We start from the raw sequence: 20,017 nt of genomic DNA, 5'->3' as shown, positions 1-20,017 counted from the left end.
CCGGCCACCACCAGGGCGGCCACCTGCCCCTGACGGAACGCCTGTTCGCCCCGGGCCCGGCACACCTCGTAGTCGGGCGTACTCTCTCGCGGGAGCGGCTGCACGTCCCCCGGCCGCAGGGGATCCAGGGAGCCCTCGAGGGGCCTCGACTCCACCAGCTCACCGCGCTGGTAGCGCGCGAGCAGTGCACGGAAGCTGGTCGCGTCAAAGCCGTCACGCGCGAGCTGGGGATCGTCAAGCGCTGCGTCCAGGTTCTGGGTGTTCACGCCGGCCATGATGGAACCTCCGTCCGATGGGTGCATCGTCCCTGGGGACAGGGTCGGCGTCCAGACTTCCGCCCTGCCCTGCCGGGCTGCTTCACGGGCGGGCGGGGAATCTCCCCGGCGTTCCCACCGGCGGGGGGGAGTCGCCTGGGGCGCAACTTCAAAGCAGGGGCCGGTGAAATCAGCGAGGATGCGCCCCGTGCAAATCTGGGTCGACGCCGATGCCTGTCCTGGACCCGTGCGGGACATCCTCCTGCGCGCGGTCCAGCGCCTGAAGGTCCCCATCGTCTTCGTGGCGAACAAGGCGCTGTCGCTGCCGCGCCTGGCGTGGGTCTCCACGGTGCAGGTGGGCGCGGGGCTGGACGTGGCGGACCGGCACATCGCCACCTCCGCGCAGCCCGGGGACCTGGCCGTCACGCAGGACATTCCCCTGGCCGCGCTGCTCGTGCCCAAGGGCGTGGTGGTGATGGATCCGCGCGGGGAGCTCTTCACCCCGGAGAACATCGACGAGCGGCTGTCGGTGCGGAACTTCATGCAGGACCTGCGCGACAGCGGCGTCACCACCGGCGGTCCCAGCAGCTTCTCGCCGCAGGACCGTCAGCAGTTCGCCGCCACGCTGGACCGCGAGTTGACCCGGCTGGTGAAGCAGCAGGGCTGAGCGCCCTCGCTACCGGCCGCTCGCGCCGCCACTGCCCTCCACCGGGGGCGTGCCCGTGGTGGGCGCCACCGGACTCGTCCCGATGCCCTTGTTGCGCTTCCACGCATCCGGGGTGATGTCCAACCGCGCGCCCGGGTTCTGCGAAGGGGCGGGCGACGGTGCCAGGTCGTCCACCGCGCGCAGGTCGATGCTGCCCGAACCGCCAGTCCCCAACGTGTTGACGTCCACGCACTCGTAGTCGTCCGGGTTCGCGGAGCCGGAGCCCCCGGTGCCGGTGTCCTCGGCCTCGGCGGCCGCCCGGGCACCCGCGTCGCCGTAGGGGTTCATGCCGTGGGCGCGCAGCATCGCCTGCGTGCGCGGGGACTCCTCCACGTCCCAGGAGAACTCATCGCTGGAGAACGGATCGCGGGTCCCCGCGCCGGATTCCGGGTCCTGCGACTGGGTGCCCGAACCGCCCGTGCCGCTCGGGTTGTCCGCCGTGCTTGAGGCGCCCTGGTGGGCACAGCCTCCGAGCAGGAGGGCGGTCAGCATGGCCATGAGCGGAAGTTTCATCGGGGGTTCCTCCACGAGTGTCGTCTGCCTCTCAAGGTGGACGCACTCGCGGCGGGGGCAAGCGACAGGAGCCGGCCGGCCTGGCGGCCCCGTTCCAGGACGGAGCCGCGCGCCGGGGCCTCACGCGTCCCGGGAGGCTCCACCCGGGTGCAGGCAGGCCAGCGCCGCCACGGTGAGCGACTCACAGCCCTTGCGCAGCGAGCCCTCGCGGTCCGGCGCGTAGGTGGGCGAATGCGGCCCGGGCAGGTTCGACATCTTCTCCTCCGGGGTGTTGCCCGGCGCCTCGTTCCAGGCCTTCAGCGGCGTGATGCCCATGAACCAGTAGGCGGTGGGCACCGGCTGTTCGGGCCCCTGCGCGAAGCGGGGGAAGTCCTCGCTCGCGGTGACGAGCACGCCCGGCACCATCGCGCTGCTTCCGAACCAGCCCGCGTGCGCGTCGCGGATGCGCCGCAGCAGCGCCGGGTCGTTGTGGTTCACCGGCGTGCTCGACAGCACCTCCACCCGGGGGGGCCGGGGCGCGTCCGAGGCCTCGGCCTCCGCCTTCACGATGCGTTCGATGGCGGCGAGCACCTGGGCGCGCACCGCGTCGTCCACGGTGCGCACCGTCAACTCCAGCACCGCCTCCTCCGGAATCACGTTGGCGCGCGCGCCCGCGTGGAAGATGCCCACCGTCACCACCCCCGCCGCCTCCAGCGGTGACAGCTCGCGCGACACGATGGTCTGCAGGCGCATCACCACGCTGGCCCCCATCACCACCGGGTCCACCGACAGGTGGGGCAGGGCCCCGTGCGCGCCCTTTCCGAAGAGGCGGACGCGCACGTGCGCCGAGCCCATCATCGTCACGCCCTCGCGGTGCATGAACGCGCCCACCGGCAGCGGCGCCGTGTGCTGGCCCAGCACGACGTCCGGCGTGCCGAAGCGCGCATAGAGCCCGTCCTCCAGCATCGCTTGCGCGCCCTGGAGCGTCTCCTCCGCCGGCTGGGCCACCACCATCACGGTGCCGCGCCACGCGTCGCGCGAGCGCGCCAGCAGCGCCGCGGTGCCCGCCAGGCACACGGTGTGGACGTCGTGGCCGCACGCGTGCATCACCGGCTCGCCGTCCGGCGTCGTCACGTGGCTTGCGTACGGCAGCCCCGTCTTCTCCTCGATGGGCAGCGCGTCCATGTCCCCGCGCAGCATCACGGTGGGCCCATCCCCGTTGCACAGCAGGCCCACCACGCCGTGGCCTCCCATGCCCCGGGTCACCTCGTAGCCTTCGGCTTCCAGCCTCCGCGCCACCTCGGCGGCGGTGTGCGCTTCCTGCGCGGACAGCTCCGGGTGTTGGTGCAGGTCGCGGTAGAGCGCGTCCAGGTCCGGCAGCACCGCGTCCAGGTGTGTGAGGACGCGTCGGGTGCGTGCGTTCAGGTCCGGCCGCGGGGGCTTGCCCGGGTGCTCCTGCTGGAAGCCAGGCTGGGATTCAACGTCGTTCATGGCGTGCGTCTCCTGGCCGGAACGCGCGGGGGGAGGGGGCGTCGGCCAACGCTCAAGGTGGAAGTCCCGGGGCGCACTTCCCAGGGCCCGGGCAGGAAGGCGGGCGGGAGCCCGCGTCGGGGCCGCGCACGCCCGTCCCCGCGGGGTGCCGTGGGCCTTCGGGGCACCGCCCGTCCGTTCGTTGTCCGCTCCTCCCCGGGAGGGCACCTTGAAGGACGCGCAGGGAACAGAAGAAGGGAGCGGTGATGAGGCGAGGCATTGGACTGGGGCTCTGCCTGGTGGGGCTGACGGGTGGCGCCGCGGGGGCTCAGGCGCCTCCGGACGACGCGCCCACGCGGGCGCGGCGGGTGGAATGGAAGGGGCCCTACTTCCTCCTGGGTCTGGGCGTGGAGGGCTATACGGGCAAGCTCGCCCCCAACCTGGATCCAGGGCCGTCCTACGGCGTCATCGTGGGGTACCGGCCCAACGACTACCTGGGCGTGGAGGTGGGCTACAGCGGCGGCACCAGCAGCCTCGCCGTCTCCGAGAGTCAGTCCCTCGGCAGCCCGGACCTCGTGCGCAACGGCGCGCAGGCGGCGGTCACGCTGGGGCTCTCCTCGCTGCGGCTCCAGCCCTACGTGCTGGCGGGCATCGGGGTTGAACGCTACTCGGTGCGCGAGGGGATGTTCTTCCAGTTCTTCGACGATACGGGAGGCTACGCGCCTGTAGGTGCGGGGCTGCGGTTCCAGATCAGCCCCCGCCTCACGGCGGAGGTGCGCGGCAGCTACAGCTTCCTCTTCAGCCAGGACTTCGCTCGCGCGCAAGACCCGGGCGCCGGGGACGGTCGCTACCAGGGGCTGCTCCAGATTGGAGGCAGCTACTGAGCGACGCCTGGACGGGGGGCGGGCTCGCGGGCGGCCGGAGGTCTTGGGGTATCGTTCGGGCAGGTGCGGGCTCCCCCCGAAGTGCCCGCGTCTCCGCTCCCCATGCCCGTCACCCTGATCGATCTCCTCGAAGAGCGCAGCTCGCGCGGTCCGGCTCAACGCCTCTACACGTTCCTGGAGGACGACGCGGAGGTGACGCTCACCCGCGGTGAGCTCGCCGCGCGTGCGCACGGTATCGCCGCCGCGCTCCAGGCGCTCGCGTCCGAAGGGGAGCGGGCGGTCCTGCTCTATCCGCCCGGTGCGGACTACCTCGCGGGCTTCTTCGGGTGCGTGTGCTCGGGGCTGGTGGCGGTGCCGGCGTATCCGCCGGATCCCTCGCGGCTGGAGCGCACCCTTCCCCGCCTGCGTGCGCTCATCGCGGACTCGGGGGCCACGGTGGTGCTCACCACGTCCGTCATCCTGTCGATGGCGGAGTTCCTCTTCGCGGATGCGCCGGAGCTGCGCGCGCTGAAGTGGGTGGCGACGGATGCGGTGGCGCCGGGCGGCGGGTCGGCGTGGAAGCGGCCGGACGTGACGGCGGACACGCTGGCGTTCCTCCAGTACACGTCGGGCAGCACGGGCACGCCTCGGGGGGTGATGCTCAGCCACGGCAACCTGCTGCACAACCTGGACGCCATCCGTCGCGCGTTCCAGACGCGCGACGACAGCGTGGGTGTCATCTGGCTGCCGCCGTACCACGACATGGGGCTCATTGGCGGCGTGCTGGTGCCGCTGGCGCAGGGCTTCCACACCGCGCTGATGTCGCCGCTGTCGTTCCTCAAGCGGCCCCGCGCGTGGCTGGAGGCGGTGACGCGCTTTGGCGGCACCATCAGCGGCGGGCCGAACTTCGCGTTCGAGTTGTGCGTGCGGCGCATCCCGCCGGCCGAGCGGCAGGGCCTGGACCTGGGCTCTTGGGAGGTGGCGTTCTGCGGCGCGGAGCCCATCCGGCCGGACACGCTGGCGCGCTTCACGGAGGCGTTCGCGCCGCAGGGGTTCCGGCGTGAAGCGTTCTACCCGTGCTACGGGCTGGCGGAGGCGACGCTCATCGTCTCTGGAGGCGCGAAGGAGGCCGCGCCCGTGCTGCGCGCCGTGGACGCGGCGGCGCTGGAGGCGGGCCGGGTCCGGGCGCCCGAGCGGCAGTGGCGGACGCTGGTGGGCTGCGGCGCGACGCTGCCGGAGCAGCACCTGCTCGTCGTGGACGGGGAGTCCGGGCGGGTGCTGGCGCCGGGCGAGGTGGGGGAGGTCTGGGTGAAGGGGCCCAGCGTGGCGCAGGGCTACTGGCGGCAGCCGGAGGAGTCCGCGCGGGTCTTCGGCGCGCGCACGGCCGCGGGAGAGGGGCCGTTCCTGCGCACCGGGGACCTGGGGTTCCTGGACGCGGGGGAGCTGTACGTCACGGGGCGCGCCAAGGACTTGATCATCCTGCGCGGCCGGAACCTGTATCCGCAGGACCTGGAGAGCGTGGTGGAGGAGAGCCACCCCGCGCTGCGTCCCGGGTGCGGCGTGGCGTTCGGCGTCGAGGTGGCCGGCGAGGAGCGACTCGTCGTGGTGCAGGAGGTGGATCCGCGCAAGTGGGACGGAGACGCGGCGCCGCTGCTGGGTGCCCTCCGGCGACGGCTGGCGGAGACACATGAGGTGATGCCGCACGCGGTGGTGCTCATCGAGCCCGGGAGCCTGCCGAAGACGTCCAGCGGCAAGGTGCAGCGCAGGGCCACGCGCGCGGCGTTCCTCGCGGGAGGGCTGCGCGAGCTGCATGTGTGGCGCGCTCCGGATCCGGCGCTGGAGTCGCGTGACGGTGCGCGGGCCCGGGTGGACGCGTTCGACCCAGGCGGTCCGGCTTCAGAGCTGGAGTCGCAGGTGCTCGCGCTGGTGGAGCAGCCCGAAGCGCAGGCTTCGGAGCTGGAGTCCCGCGTGCTCGCGCGGGTGGCCGCGCGCGTGGGCGCCCGCGTGGAGGACCTGGATGTCCATGCACCGCTGACCCACTACGGGCTGGATTCCCTGGCGGCGGTGGAGCTGGCGCATTCGCTGGAGCAGGCCCTGGGCATGCCCGTGCCCATGGAGGCGCTGCTGCGAGGTGCGAGCGTGGCGGAGCTGGTGCGCGAGGCGGCGGCGGGAACCGCTTCGCGTCCGGAGCTGCGCCGCGTGCCGCGCACGGAGTCGATGCCGCTGTCCTTCGCGCAGGAGCGCCTGTGGTTCCTGGACCGGCTGGAGCCGGGCAGCGCGTTCTACAACGTCCCCGTCGTGTCGCGGCTGGACGGCGCGCTGGACGTGTCCGCGCTGGAGCGGAGCCTCCAGCTCCTCGTGCGGCGCCATGAGTCCCTGCGCACCGTGTTCGTGGAGACGCGCGGTGAACCCGGCCAGCGCATCCTCCCGGACCTGGCGCTGTCGCTCCCCGTCATGGACCTCTCGTCGCTCCCTTCCGCGACGCGCGAGGCCGAGGCGCTGAGGCTCTCGCGCGAAGAGGCCCGGCGGCCCTTCGACCTCGCCCGGGGCCCGCTGCTCCGGGTGACCCTGCTGCGCCTGGAGCCGTCGCGCCACTGGCTGCTGCTCACGGTGCATCACCTGGTCGCGGATGGCTGGTCCATGCGCGTGCTGGTGCGGGAGCTGTCGGAGGCCTACGCGGCGCTGTCCGCCGGACGCGCCCCTGCCCTGCCCGAGCTGTCCCTCCAGTACGCCGACCACGCGGCGTGGCAGCGCTCGTGGCTTCGCGGTGAGCGCCAGGAGGAGTTGCTCGGCTGGTGGCGGGAGCACCTGGCCGGCGCACCTCCCGTCCTTGACCTCCCTGGGGATCGCCGTCGGCCCCGCGTGCAGTCCTACCGGGGCGCCCAGCGGACCCACAGGCTGGAGAAGGCCGCGTGGGAGCGGGTGAAGACCCTGGCCCTGCGCGAAGGCACGACTCCGTTCGTCGCGCTGCTCGCGGGCTTCCAGGTGCTGCTGCACCGCTACACCGGCCAGGAGGATCTGGTGGTGGGCGTGGACACCGCGCACCGTGTCCGGCCGGAGACGGCGGGGATCGTCGGCCTGTTCGTCAACCAGCTCCCGCTGCGCGGCGACCTCTCCGGCGCGCCGTCCTTCCGTGAGCTGCTGCACCGGAGCCACCGCGCGGCGCTCGCGGCCTGGGCGCACCAGGACCTGCCCTTCGACGCGATGGTGCGAGGGCTCAACCCGGAGCGCAGCCTCGCGCACGCGCCCCTCTTCCAGGTGAAGCTGGTCCTCCAGGACGCCGCGTCCGGACCGGTGCACCTGCCCGGCCTCACCCTGAGCAGCACGCTCGGAGACACGGGCGCCACCAAGCTCGACCTCACGCTCTCCGTCACCGACTCCGGCGACGGGCTGGAGCTGCTGTGCGAGTACGCCACCGACCTCTTCGACGCGGACACCCTCGCGCGGATGCTCGGGCATCTGGACTCGCTGCTGGCCGGCGCGACGGCGCACCCCGAACACGCCATCAACGCCCTGCCCCTGCTGACCCCGGAGGCCCGTGGACAGGTGCTGGAGTCGTGGCGCCCCACCGCGCCCGCAGTGGCGCCCGACCTCGCGCACCGTCTCTTCGAGGCACAGGCCCGGGCCACGCCGGAGGCCATCGCCGTCGCGCTGGGGGGAGCAACGCTGACGTACGAGAGCCTCGATGCCCGAGCCAACCAGCTCGCCCGACACCTCGTCGGCGCAGGCGTGCGCCCCGAGCAGCTCGTGGGCGTGTACCTGGAGCGCACCCCGGACCTCGCGGTGGCGTTGCTCGGCGTGCTCAAGGCAGGCGGCGCCTTCCTGCCGTTGGATCCGGGTCAGCCGCCGGCGCGCCTGGAGGCCATGCTGCGCGAGGCGCGCGTCTCCGTGCTCCTGAGCGACGAGGCCCTCGCGGACAGGCTCGCACCGCAAGGGGAGCTGCTGGTGCTCCTGGACGCGGAGCGCGCCGCGCTGGAGGCACGACCGGCCCTGCCGCTGGAGCCCGCGCCGACCGTCACGCCCGCGCACCTCGCCTACGTCATCTTCACCTCCGGCTCCACCGGCACGCCCAAGGGCACGCTGCTGGCGCACCACGGTCTGTGCAACACGGCCCTCGCCACGCGCGACGCGCTGGGACTGCGCCCGGAAAGCCGGCTGCTGCAACTGGCGTCCATCGGCTTCGATGCGTCCGTGAGCGAGATCTTCTCCACGCTCCTGTCCGGCGCGACGCTGGTGCTCGCACCCCCGGAGTCCCTGCTACCGGGGCCGCCGTTGCAGCAGGTGCTCGCCTCCGAGCGCATCACCGCGCTCACCGCCACGCCCACGTCGCTGGCGCCCATGGATCCGTCCGCGCTGCCCCTCCTGGAAGTGGTGGCCTCCGTGGGCGAGGCGTGTACGCCGGAGCTGGCGGCGCGCTGGAAGCCGGGCCGCCGCTTCCTCAATGCCTACGGCCCCACCGAGACCACCGTCTGCGCGACGATGGACCTGGACGTCGACCCCGCGCGTCCGTCCATCGGCCGCGCCATCCCGGGCGCTCGCGTGGCGGTGCTCGATGCACGGGGTGAGCCCGTGCCCGTCGGCGTGCCCGGCGAGCTGTACGTGGGCGGCGTGGGCGTGGCGCGCGGCTACCTGGAGCGACCCTCGCTCACCGCCGAGCGCTTCGTGCCCGACCCGTTCTCGCCCGAACCCGGCGCGCGCCTGTACCGCACGGGCGACCGCGTGCGCACGCTGTCCGACGGACGGCTGGAGTTCCTGGGCCGCCGCGATGCCCAGGTGAAGGTGCACGGCATCCGCGTCGAATTGGGTGAGGTGGAAGCCGCGCTCGCGCAGGTCCCCGGCGTGCGTCAGGCGGTGGTGCTCCCACGCGAGGTCGCGGGCGAGACGCGGCTCGCGGCGTGGCTCGTGGCCGACGAAGCCCTGGAGGTCCCCGCCGTGCGGCGCTTCCTCAAGGAGCGCCTGCCCGACGCCTTCATCCCAGCCACCTTCGTGCGGCTGGACGCGCTGCCTCTCACTCCGGGCGGCAAGCTCGACCGCGCCGCCCTGCCCGCGCCCGAGTCCCAGCAGCCCGCGTCCGACGCGCCGTTCGCCGCGCCCGTCACCGCGCTGGAGCAGCGCATCGCCGAGGTCTGGGCGCGCGTGCTCGACGTGCCGCGCGTGGGGCTGCACGCGCACTTCTTCGAGGACCTGGGCGGAGGCTCGCTCCTGGTGGTGAAGGCCAGCACGCAGCTGCGCGAGGCCCTGGGCCAGGACGTCCCCGTCACCCACCTCTTCGAACACCCGACGGTCGCCCGGCTCGCCGCGAGGCTGGAGCGCGAAGTCCCCGCGCCCCGTCCCGAAGCGCCGCGTGTAACGGCCGGGAATGCCTCTGGCGACATCGCCATCATCGGCATGGCCGGACGCTTCCCCGGTGCTCCGGACGTGCACGCCTTCTGGCGCAACCTGCGCGAGGGCGTGGAGTCCATCACCCGCTTCGCGAAGGACGAGCTGGAGCCGTCACCGCTGTTCCCGGACGCGCTGCGCGACCACCCTGACTTCGTGCCGGCCGGCGGCGTGCTGGAGGAGGCGGACGGCTTCGATGCAGCCTTCTTCGGCCTGTCCCCGCGCGAAGCGCAGTGGATGGATCCGCAGCAGCGCCTGTTCCTCCAGTGCGCGTGGAACGCCCTGGAGGACGCCGGCTACGACGCGGAGCGCATCGCGGCGCCTGTCTCGCTGTACGCGGGCGCGGGCAGCTCCGGCGTGCACCTGCTGTCGATCCTGGGGCAGACGCGCAAGGACCCGGCTTCGCTGTTCGAGGCGCTGGGAACGACCACGGGCGAGAACGTCGCCACCAAGACGGCCTACAAGCTGAAGCTCGGCGGCGAGAGCCTCAACGTCTACACCGCCTGCTCCACCGGCCTCGTCACCGTGCACCTGGCCTGTCAGAGCCTGCGCACCGGGCAGTCCGACCTGGCGCTGGCGGGCGCGGTGAAGGTGTCCCTGCCCCAGCGCACGGGCTACCTGTTCCAGGAGGGGATGATCCTCTCGCCGGACGGCCACTGCCGCGCGTTCGACGCGAAGGCCCGGGGCACCGTGCTGGGCAGCGGCCTGGGCGTGGTGGTGCTCAAGCGGCTGGCGGACGCCGTGCGTGACGGGGACCGCGTGTACGCGGTCATCAAGGGCTCCGCGCTCAACAACGACGCGGCGGCCAAGGTCAGCTACACCGCGCCCAGCATCCACGGGCAGAGTGAAGTGATTGCCCGTGCGCTCGCCGCGGCGGGCGTGGACGCGGACAGCGTGGAGTACGTGGAGGCGCACGGCACCGGCACCTCGCTGGGCGACCCCATCGAAGTCGCCGCACTCACCCGGGCGTACCGCGCGCAGACGCAGCGCACGGGCTTCTGCGCGCTGGGTTCGGTGAAGACGAACATCGGACACCTGGACACCGCGGCGGGCATCGCCGGCCTCATCAAGGCCGCGCTCGCGCTGCACCACGCAGAGGTGCCGCCCAGCCTCCACTTCGAGCAGCCCAACCCGGAGATCGACTTCGCGCGCAGCCCCTTCTTCGTGAACACCACCCTGCGCCCGTGGGAGCGCACCGGAGGCCCGCGCCGCGCTGGCGTCAGCTCGTTCGGCATCGGTGGCACCAACGCGCACGTCGTGCTGGAGGAGGCACCGTCGCGCGAGCCCGTGACGGGAGGCCGTCGCACGCGGCAGCTCGTCACGCTGTCCGCTCGCACGCCCGCCGCGCTGGAGACGGTGGCGCGCGAGCTGGCCGACGCGGTGGAGGCCCGCGCGGACGTGGACCTCGCGGAGGTGGCCTTCACGCGCAACGCGGGCCGCAAGGCCTTCGAGGTGCGTCGCACCGTGGTGGCGGAGGACGTCACCGGACTCGTGGAGGCGCTGCGCAAGCCGGGCCCGACGTCCACCGTGCGCGACCTGGACGCTCCGCCCGCGCACCGGGTGGCCTTCCTCTTCCCGGGCCAGGGAGCCCAGGCCGTGGGCATGGCCCGCGAGCTGTTCGACGCCGAGCCCCGCTTCCGGCAGGAGCTGGAGTCGTGCCTCGCCCTGCTGCCGTCCGTGGGGATGACGCAGGACCTGCGCCCCGTGCTGTTCCCCGCGTCCGGAGCGGAGGCCTCCGCGGAGGCGGCCCTCGCCGAGCCCCGGTTCGCGCTGCCCGCGCTGCTGTCCGTGGAGCTGTCACTCGCGCGGTGGTGGATGGGGCTGGGGTTCAAGCCCACCGCATTGCTGGGTCACAGCTTCGGTGAGTACGCGGCGGCGTGCCTCGCCGGAGTGCTGTCGCGGGAGGACGCGCTGCGGCTGGCCGTGGTGCGCGGTGAGCTGATGTCGCGGCTACCGCCGGGCGGAATGCTCGCGGTGGGGCTCTCCGCGGACGACGTGGGCCCGCTGCTTCCCGACACGCTGGAGGTGGCCGCCCTCAACGGCGCGGACCGCTGCACGGTGTCCGGACCGTTGGAGCCGCTGGCCGCGCTGGAGCGCACGCTCGTGGGGCGGCGCGTGGGCGTGGTGCGCCTCGCTGCCTCGCATGCGTTCCATTCGCGTGCCGTGGAGCTGCTGATGCCCGAGCTGGAGCGGGCCGTCGCGGGCATCCCGCTGAAGGCCCCGGCCCTGCCCTACGTGTCCAGCCTCACCGGCACGTGGATCCGTCCGGAGGAGGCCACCTCGCCGCGCTACTGGGCACGCCAGATGCGCGAGCCGGTGCGCTTCGCCGCCGGCCTGGACACCCTGCTCCAATCAGGCCACGGCCTGCTCATCGAGGCGGGGCCGGATCAGGGCCTCACCGCGCTGGCCCGGCTGCGGCTGCGCACGACGCCGGACACCGTGGCCGTGGCCTCGCTGCGCCGCGCGGGCACGTCCACCTCCGACCTCCAGACGCTGCTGGAGTCCGTGGGCACGCTGTGGCGCCTGGGCGCGAGCGTGGACTGGGAGGCCCTGCACGCCCACGGTTCCCGCCGTCGCATCTCGCTGCCCGGCTACCCGTTCGAGACCACGCGCATCACGTTGGACGTCCAGCCCGCGCTACCGCTGCCGGTAGTCACCTCCGTGGCCGCGCAGTCCGCGCCGGTGGAGCGCGTGGCGCCCGTGGCCGCCGCGCCCTCGCCCGCACCAGAGCCTTCGGGCCTGAGCGACATCGAACAACGGCTGACGGAGCTGTGGCGCGAACGGCTGGGCATCGCGGACATCGGACCCGACGACAACTTCCTCGACCTGGGCGGCAACTCGCTCATGGCGGCGCAGCTCCTCACGCGGCTGCGCGAGACGTTCCGCACGCAGGTGCCGCTGAGCGACCTGTTCGAGGCCCCCACCATCGCGGGGCTCGCCGAGCGCATCGAGGCCCGGCTCCAGGCTGAGGGCCTCACGGGTGGAGGCGAGGCCCCCGAGGCGTCCATCCAGCCGTGGCCCCGCACCGGCGTGCTGCCGCTGTCGTACGTGCAGGAGCGCGTCTGGGAGATGGAGGCGCGGGAGCCCGGCAGCTCGCTGTTCAACGAGCCGCTCGCGGTCCGCATCTCCGGTGCGCTGCGCCCGGACCTGCTGGAGCGCGGCGTCAACGAGGTCATCCGTCGCCACGAATCGCTGCGCACCGTCTTCGTCCAGGTGGACGGCCAGGGCGTGCCGCGCCTGTTGCCCGAGGTGCGCGTGTCGCTGCCCGTGGTGGACCTGCGCGCCTTCGCCGGGGACCGCGACGCGGAGGCCCTCCGGCTCGCGCGCCTGGAGCCCGCGGAGCCGTTCGCGCTCGACCGGGGCCCACTCGTGCGCGTGCGCCTGCTGCGGCTCGCGGACACCGAGCACGTGCTGCTCGTGACCATCCACCACATCGTCGCGGACACGCTGTCCCTGGTGAACCTCATCCGCGAGGCGATGGCCCTCTACACCGGCTTCGTGCACGGCGTGCCCGTGCCCCTGCCGGAGCTGTCCATCCAGTACCTCGACTTCGCGCTCTGGCAGCGGCAGGCGCTCGCCGACGGCACGCTCGCGGCACAGCAGGCGTATTGGCGGCAGCAGCTCGCCGCGCGTCCGGGTGCGCTGCCCCTGCCCCTGGACAGGCCTCGTGTCCCCGGTGCCCGTCGGCGCGGGGCGCGGCACTCGTTCGCCTTCTCGTCGGAGCTGGGCGTCGCGTTGAACGCGTTCAGTCAGCGGGAAGGACTCACCGCGTACATGACGCTGCTCGCCGGCTTCACGGCGCTCCTGGCCCGGTGCTCGGGACAGGAGGACATCGTCGTGGGCACGTCCATCGGCAACCGGACGCGGCCGGAGTTGGAAGCGCAGATCGGCTACGTGGCCCACGCGCTGGCCCTGCGCACGAACGTGGAGGGCGACCCGGACTTCCGCACGCTCGCCCTGCGCGTGCGTGACACGACGCTCACCGCGTTCGCGAATCCGGACGTGCCCTACGAGCAGCTCCTGGGAGAGTTGGAGCCCGGGGAGGAGGCCCGGCTGGGCCGCCTGTTCGACGCCATCTTCCTCCTGCATGCGCAGGGGGTGTCCGCGCCCATCGTGGAGTTCCCCGGCCTGCGGCTGGGCTACTACGACGTCACCGACCTGCCCGCGCAGTACGGCACGTCGCTCGCGGACCTCACGCTGCTGATGCGCGAGGACGACCGGGGCTTCTCCGGGACGCTTGAGTACGCCGTCGACCTGTTCGACGCGGCCACCATCGCGCGGCTGCTGTCCCAGTTGGAGGCGCTGCTCGCGGACGCCGTCGCCTCGCCCCAGAAGTCGCTGTCGCGGCTGTCGTTGGACATGGCGCCCGCGCGCGCACGAAGCCCCGAGCCCCGGTCCGCCGAAGCCGCGTCACTGCCCGCCCTGATGATGGCTCGCGCGGAGCAGACGCCGGAGGCGGTGGCCCTGCGCCAGGACGATGAAACCCTGACGTGGCGGACGCTGCGGGAGAAGGCGCAATCGCTCGCGGCCCACCTGCGTGCGCGCGGCGTGGGACCCGGCGTGCCCGTCGCCGTGTGCCTGGAGCCTTCCGCCGAGCGCGCCATCGCGCTGTGGGGTGTGCTCGCTGCCGGGGGTGCGTATGCGTTGGTGTCGCGTGAGGGGCTCGGGGAGTTGTCGTCGCTCGGCCGCGATGGCACCCCGCCGCTGCTCATCACCACCGAAGCGCTTCGTCTTCCGCCCGGTGTGTCGTCGCCCGTGCTCCGGCTTGATGGCACGGGCGCCTTCGCGGCTGGGGACGCGCGGCTCGAAGCCTCCGGGCGTGCTCCGGTTCCGACCGTGGACGTGGACGGCCTCGCATGCCTTGTGCGGGAAGGGACCGACGCGTCCCGTCCCCGCGTGATGTTGAGCCACCGCAACCTCGTGCACCGCCTTGCCGCGCTGGATGCTCGCGTGGAGGCTCGGGCGGGGGAGCTGTGGCTGAGCACGTCGGACGCGGCCTCCGACCCGGCGGACCTTGAGACGCTCTGGGCTCTGGCTCGGGGACTTGCGGTGGTGCTGCCGACGCGTGCGGCCCTCCGTGAGGAACCGCGCCGGGCAGGCACTGTCGCGAAGCGGCCCCTGGACTTCAGCCTCTTCTACTTCGCCACCGACGCGGAGGGCTCCGGGCGGAAGAAGTACCAACTGCTCATCGACGGCGCGAAGTTCGCGGACGCCCACGGCTTCAGTGCCATCTGGACGCCCGAGCGCCACTTCCACGACTTCGGTGGCCCCTATCCCAGCCCCACCGCCACCAGCGCCGCGCTGGCCATGGTCACCGAACGGGTGTCCATCCGCGCGGGCAGCGTGGTGCTGCCGCTCCATGATCCGCTGCGCGTCGCGGAGGAGTGGTCCGTCATCGACAACCTCTCCAACGGCCGCGCGGGCGTGTCATTCGCCACGGGCTGGAACGCGAACGACTTCGTCTTCGCTCCGGGGAACTTCCACCAGCGTCCGGAAGCCGTGCGGCGCGGAGTGGAGGAGGTGCGCACGCTGTGGAGGGGCGGCACGGTGCGCCGCACCAACGGCGCGGGCGTGGAGGTGGACGTCTCCATCCGCCCTCGCCCCGTGCAGGCGGAGCTGCCCCTGTGGATCACCGCCGCGTTCAACCCGGAGACCTTCCGGCTCGCGGGCGAACTGGGCGCGGGCCTGCTCACCAACGTGCTGGGCCTGGGTCAGGACTTCGTGGAGCTGGAGCGCAAGGTCGCCCTCTACCGCGAGGCCCGGCGCAAGGCGGGGCACCCCGGGCGCGGCCATGTCGTGCTCATGCTCCACACCTTCGTGTCCTCCAGCCGCGAGGACGTGAAGCGACAGGCGCGCGAGCCACTGCTGCGCTACTTCCGAAGCTCCGTGGAGCTGGTGAACGGCCTCGTCGCCAGCCAGGGCCCGGGCTTCGACGTTCGCTCGCTCACGCCCCAGGACCTGGACGTCCTCCTGGAGCAGGGCGTGTCGCGCTACCTGGAGTCGGGGGGCCTGTTCGGCACGCCGGAGTCGCTGGCGGCCCGCGTGGAGCAACTGCGCCAGGCCGACGTGGACGAAGTGGCGTGCCTCATCGACTTCGGCATCGCCCCAGACATCACCCTGGAAGGACTGCGGCACCTGGACGTGCTGCGGCGCCAGAGCCAGGAGCACACCACGCCCCATGTGGACTCCATGCCTGTCGAGTTCGACAGCGCCGGGATGCTCGCGCGGCTGCTGCGCACGAGCCCGCCGGTCCACTTGCGGGGTTCCTTCGCGCTCGCGCGGACGCTCGCGGAGCTTCCGGATGCGGTGACTGTACTGGGCCCGGTGCGCACGCTGGTGCTGGATGATGCGGAGGGCCTGTCGTCGGAGCTTGCGCGTGCGCTCCAGCGCGCCACCTCCGCGCGGGTCGTGTCGCCCGTGTCGCTGCTGCCCGGCGCAGGAGAAGCCACGGCCCCGGGGGCCCGCTTCGTGCTGGACGCCTCCGGCCGCCGCGCACCCGTGGGCGTGGTGGGTGAGTTGTTCCTGGGTGGGGATGCCGTACCGCTCGGCTTCTGGAATGCGCCGGAGCTGACCCACGCGCGTCTGCCCGCTTCGCCGGAAGGGACGGGTGCACGGCTGTACGGTACCGGCACGCAGGCCCGCTATCGCGCGGACGGAGACGTGGAGCTGATCACGCCCGCCCGGCGTGCACCGCACCGGTCCTCGGCATCGCTGCCGGGCGCGATGGCTCGACCGGCAACGCCGCTGGAATCCGACGCAACGACTTCCGCAACGCTGCCCGGTGCGCTTGCACGCACGTCAACGCTGCCGGGTGCCGCGACGCGCGCTGCGACACCACCGGGAGCCTCGACACCACTGCCCGGCACGGCTGCCCGCACCGCGCCAGCCTCCTCCGGCACCCAGGCCATCCAGCGCGTGCCGCGCACGGGGCTCCTGCCGCTGTCGTTCGCGCAGCAGCGGCTGTGGTTCCTGGACCAGTACGAACCCGGCAGCGCGCTCTACAACATCCCGTCCGCGATGCGGCTGGTGGGCACGCTGGACGTGTCCGCGCTGGGCCGCGCCTTCGCGGAGGTGATGCACCGCCACGAAGCCCTGCACACCGCCTTCGAGGTCCGCGACGGCGAACCCATCCAGGTCATCGCCCCCGCCGCCAACTCCACGCTCGAAGTCGAGGACCTGCGCGACTGGCCCAACGGGGAGAGCGAAGCCGAAGCCCTCCTCCGCGCCCGCGAGGAAGCCCGCGCCCCGTTCGACCTGTCGCGCGGACCGCTCCTGCGCACGCGCCTCCTGCGCCTCGCCGAACGCGAACACCTGCTGCTCGTCACGATGCACCACATCGTGTCCGACGGCTGGTCCATCGGCGTGCTCATCCGCGAAGCCGTCACCCTCTATGAAGCCTTCACCTCCGGCCGGCCCTCGCCGCTGCCGGAGCTGCCCATCCAGTACGCCGACTACGCCGTGTGGCAGCGCGACTGGCTCCAGGGCGCGCTGCTCGACAAGCAGCTCGCGTACTGGCGCAAGCAACTGGACGGCGCCCCGCCCGCGCTGGAGCTGCTCACCGACCATCCGCGCACCGCGGACACCAGCAACCCCGGCGCCACGCACCGGGTGATGTTCCCGCACGCCCTGATGCAGGGTCTGCGCGCGCTGTGCCGCCGCGAGAAGGGCACCCTCTTCATGGGTCTGCTCGCGGGCCTCCAGGCGCTGCTGTCCCGCTACACCGGCCAGGACGACCTCTGCGTCGGCGCGCCCATCGCCGGCCGCAACCAGCCGCAGACCGAAGGCCTCATCGGCTTCTTCGTCAACACGATGGTGCTGCGCACGCAACTCGACGGCGACCCCACCTTCCTGGAGCTGCTGCGCCGCGTGAAGGACGTCACGCTGGGCGCCTACGCACACCAGGACGTGCCCTTCGAGAAGCTGGTGGAAGCGCTGCAACCACCCCGGCAGGCGGGCCACACCCCCTTCTTCCAGGTGACGCTGGTGCTGCTCAACACGCCCTCGGCGGAGCTCACGGGCCCGGGCCTCACCTTCCGCCCCGTGGACGTGGACAGCGGCACATCCAAGTTCGACTTCACCCTCGTCTTCACCGAGACGCCGCGCGGGCTCCAGGCCGCCTTCGAGTACCGCAGCGACCTCTTCGAAGCCTCCACCGCCACGCGGATGATGGAGCACCTGCGCGTGCTCCTGGAGGACGCGGTCGCGCACCCCGACCGCCGCCTGTCCCGACTCGAACTCCTCACCGACGCCGAACGCCAGCGCGTCCTCGTGGACTGGAGCACCACCCCGTTCGAAGGCCCCATCGAACCGCTGGTCCACGAGTCCTTCGAGGCCCAGGCCCGTCGCACACCCGACGCAGTGGCAGCCCTCTTCGAGGGACAGACGCTCAGCTACGCGGAGCTGGAGCGCCGCTCGAACCAGCTCGCGTGGCACCTGCTCAACAGCGGCGTGCGCCCCGGAGACCGGCTCGCGCTCTGCCTGGAGCGCTCGCTGGAGATGGTGGTGAGCGTGCTGGGCGTCCTCAAGTCGGGCGCGGCCTTCGTCCCCATGGATCCGGCCTACCCCGCCGAACGCCTGGCCTTCATGTTGGAGGACGCGGGAGCGAACGTCGTGCTCACGCAGGCCCGGCTCGTCCCGCTGCTGCCGCCGACGGACGCGCGCGTGGTGTGCGTGGACACGGAGGAGGCGACCTTCGCGGCCCTGCCGGCTCACGCGCCGCCGCGCGCGGTGTGGCCAGACTCGCTCTGCTACATCATCTACACGTCCGGCAGCACGGGCCGCCCCAAGGGCATCGCGGTGGCGCACCGCACGCTGTCCTGGGTCGTGGCGTGGACGCGCCAGCGCTCACCCAAGGTGGACGCCATCACGCTGCAGTTCGCGTCGCTGAACTTCGACATCTCGTACCAGGAGATGTTCACGTCCTGGTCCGTGGGCTCCTCCGTCGCGGTGCCCACGTCCGAGGTGCGCCAGGACATGCCCGCGCTCCTCCAGTTCATGGCCCGCCATGGCGTGGAGCGGCTGTTCCTCCCCTTCATCGCGCTCCAGACGATGGCGGACGCCGTGGCCCACGGCGCGACCGTGCCAGAACGGCTGGTGGAGGTGGTGACGGCCGGTGAGCAGCTCCAGGTGACGCCCGCGCTCGTGGCCCTCTTCGAGCGGCTGCCCGCGAGCACGCTGGAGAACCAGTACGGCCCCTCCGAGGCACACGTCGTCAGCGCCTACCGACTGAGCGGCCCGCCGCACACCTGGGAGCGCCTGCCCCCGGTGGGCATGCCCGTGCCCGGCACGCGGCTGTTCATCGTGGATCCGCGGGGCCGCCCCTGCCCCATCGGGGTGCCCGGCGAGGTGCTCGTCGGCGGCGGCCAGGTGGCGCTCGGCTACCACGCGCGTCCGGAGCTCACGGCGGAGAAGTTCGTCCCCGACGCGCTGTCCGGCGAGTCCGGCGCCCGCGTGTACCGCACCGGAGACCGCGCCCGCTGGCGCGCGGACGGCGCCATCGAGTTCTTCGGACGGCTCGACGGCCAGGTGAAGGTGCGCGGCTTCCGCATCGAGCTGGGAGAGGTGGAAGCGGCGCTGCGCGACATCCCGGGCGTGCGCGCCGCCGCGGCGCTCGTGCGCGAGGACGTCCCGGGCGACAAGCGGCTCGTGGGCTACGTGGTGCTCCAGCCGGACACCGCGTGGGAGCCGGAGGCCCTGCGTCAGGCGCTGGGCCGGCGCCTGCCGGAGTACATGCTGCCCACGGCGCTGATGCGGCTGGACGCGCTGCCGGTGATGCCCACGGGCAAGCTGGTGCGGCGCCTGCTGCCCGCGCCGGACGTGGACAGCCTGCGCGGCGCGGCGCCCCTCATCACCCCGCGCACGAAGCTGGAAGAGACGCTGGCGGAGGTGTTCGCGCAGGTGCTGGGACTGCCGCACGTCGGCGTCACCGACAGCTTCTTCGACCTGGGCGGCCACTCGCTGCTGGCCACGCAGGTGACGTCGCGCCTGCGCACCGGCCTGGGCGTGGAGGTGCGGCTGCGCGAGGTGTTCGACGCCCCCACGGTGGAGGCGCTCGCCCGCCGCATCGAGGGCCGCGTGCCCGAAGCGGACCGCGCGCCCCGGCCTCCCGCCATCACCGCGCGGCCCGGCGTCACGTCCGCGGAGCTGTCCTTCGCGCAGCAGCGGCTGTGGTTCCTGGATCAGTACCAACCGGGCAGCGCGCTCTACAACATGCCCGCCGCGCTGAGCCTGGAGGGCATGCTGGACGTCGCCTCGCTCACCGATGCCTTCACGGAGCTGGTGCGCCGGCACCAGGTGTTGCGCACCACGTTCCAGGTCGTCGACGGCACCGCCGCCCAGGTCTTCGCGCCCCCCGCGCCCTGGCCGCTGCCGGTCGAATCCCTGGAGCACCTGCCGCTCGCTGAACGAGAGGACGAGGCGGGACAGCGCGCGCGTGAGGAAGCGCGTCAGCCCTTCGACCTGTCCCGGGGGCCGCTGCTGCGCACGCGCCTGCTGCGGCTGTCGGAGCGCGAGCACCTGCTGCTCGTGACGATGCACCACATCATCTCCGACGGCTGGTCCATCGCCGTGCTCATCCACGAGATGGTCGCGCTGTACGAGGCGCGGCTCGCGGGCCGGCCCTCGCCGCTGCCGGAGCTGCCCATCCAGTACGCGGACTACTCGGCCTGGCAGCGCGAGTGGCTGCGCGGCGACGTGCTGGACGCTCAGGTCGATTACTGGCGCAAGCAGTTGGAGGACGCCCCGCCCGCGCTGGACTTCCCCACGGACCACCCGCGCACGGCGGACACCCAGAGCCCCGGCACCTGGCTGGAGGTGGAGCTGCCGCTGGAGCTGGTGCAGTCCCTGCGCACGCT

At 72.9% G+C, this 20,017-nt stretch carries 5 protein-coding genes and 1 pseudogene (1 of these 6 cut by a window edge); 3 read left to right on the top strand and 3 right to left on the bottom strand.

Annotated features, from left to right (window positions below; translation table 11 throughout):
- Positions 1 to 275 (bottom strand): annotated as a pseudogene (locus D7X12_RS11250) (UTP--glucose-1-phosphate uridylyltransferase); the annotation flags it as partial.
- A gap of 187 nt (positions 276 to 462) precedes the next feature.
- On the opposite strand from D7X12_RS11250, the gene D7X12_RS11245 reads away from it, so the two are divergent.
- A complete protein-coding gene (locus D7X12_RS11245) occupies positions 463 to 921 on the top strand; it encodes a YaiI/YqxD family protein (protein ID WP_120625270.1) in 459 nt (152 codons plus the stop codon).
- Positions 922 to 930: 9 nt separating this feature from the next.
- Here D7X12_RS11245 and D7X12_RS11240 read toward each other — a convergent pair whose 3' ends face one another.
- Positions 931 to 1,473: a hypothetical protein gene (locus D7X12_RS11240; RefSeq protein WP_147443610.1), complete on the bottom strand. Its 543-nt coding sequence runs from the start codon at positions 1,471 to 1,473 to the stop codon at positions 931 to 933.
- Between the two features lie 120 nt (positions 1,474 to 1,593).
- Entirely contained in the window at positions 1,594 to 2,943 is a 1,350-nt protein-coding gene (locus D7X12_RS11235) for an amidohydrolase (RefSeq protein WP_120625267.1), read from the bottom strand.
- A 245-nt stretch (positions 2,944 to 3,188) separates the two neighbouring features.
- On the opposite strand from D7X12_RS11235, the gene D7X12_RS11230 reads away from it, so the two are divergent.
- Together D7X12_RS11230 and D7X12_RS11225 are read left to right on the top strand one after the other, a co-directional pair.
- The gene (locus D7X12_RS11230; RefSeq protein WP_120625266.1) at positions 3,189 to 3,806 is read left to right on the top strand and encodes an outer membrane beta-barrel protein; all 618 of its coding nucleotides are present in this window, start codon (positions 3,189 to 3,191) and stop codon (positions 3,804 to 3,806) included.
- Positions 3,807 to 3,908: 102 nt separating this feature from the next.
- On the top strand, positions 3,909 to 20,017 hold the 5' portion of the coding sequence (locus D7X12_RS11225; protein WP_120625265.1) for a non-ribosomal peptide synthase/polyketide synthase. It continues 12,826 nt past the right edge of the window; the window shows 16,109 of its 28,935 coding nt (coding positions 1-16,109); the start codon lies at positions 3,909 to 3,911; its stop codon lies off the right edge, out of view.

The organism is Corallococcus sicarius (assembly GCF_003611735.1).
Lineage (GTDB): Bacteria > Myxococcota > Myxococcia > Myxococcales > Myxococcaceae > Corallococcus > Corallococcus sicarius.
The sequence above is the reverse complement of the archived record's forward strand: the minus strand, read 5'-3'. Positions and strand labels throughout refer to the sequence as shown.

Excerpts from the sequence above, each read along its gene's own strand:
- D7X12_RS11240 (WP_147443610.1), bottom strand. The coding sequence starts at position 1,473 with ATGAAACTTCCGCTCATGGCCATGCTGACCGCCCTCCTGCTCGGAGGC.
- D7X12_RS11235 (WP_120625267.1), bottom strand. The coding sequence starts at position 2,943 with ATGAACGACGTTGAATCCCAGCCTGGCTTCCAGCAGGAGCACCCGGGC.
- D7X12_RS11230 (WP_120625266.1), top strand. The coding sequence starts at position 3,189 with ATGAGGCGAGGCATTGGACTGGGGCTCTGCCTGGTGGGGCTGACGGGT.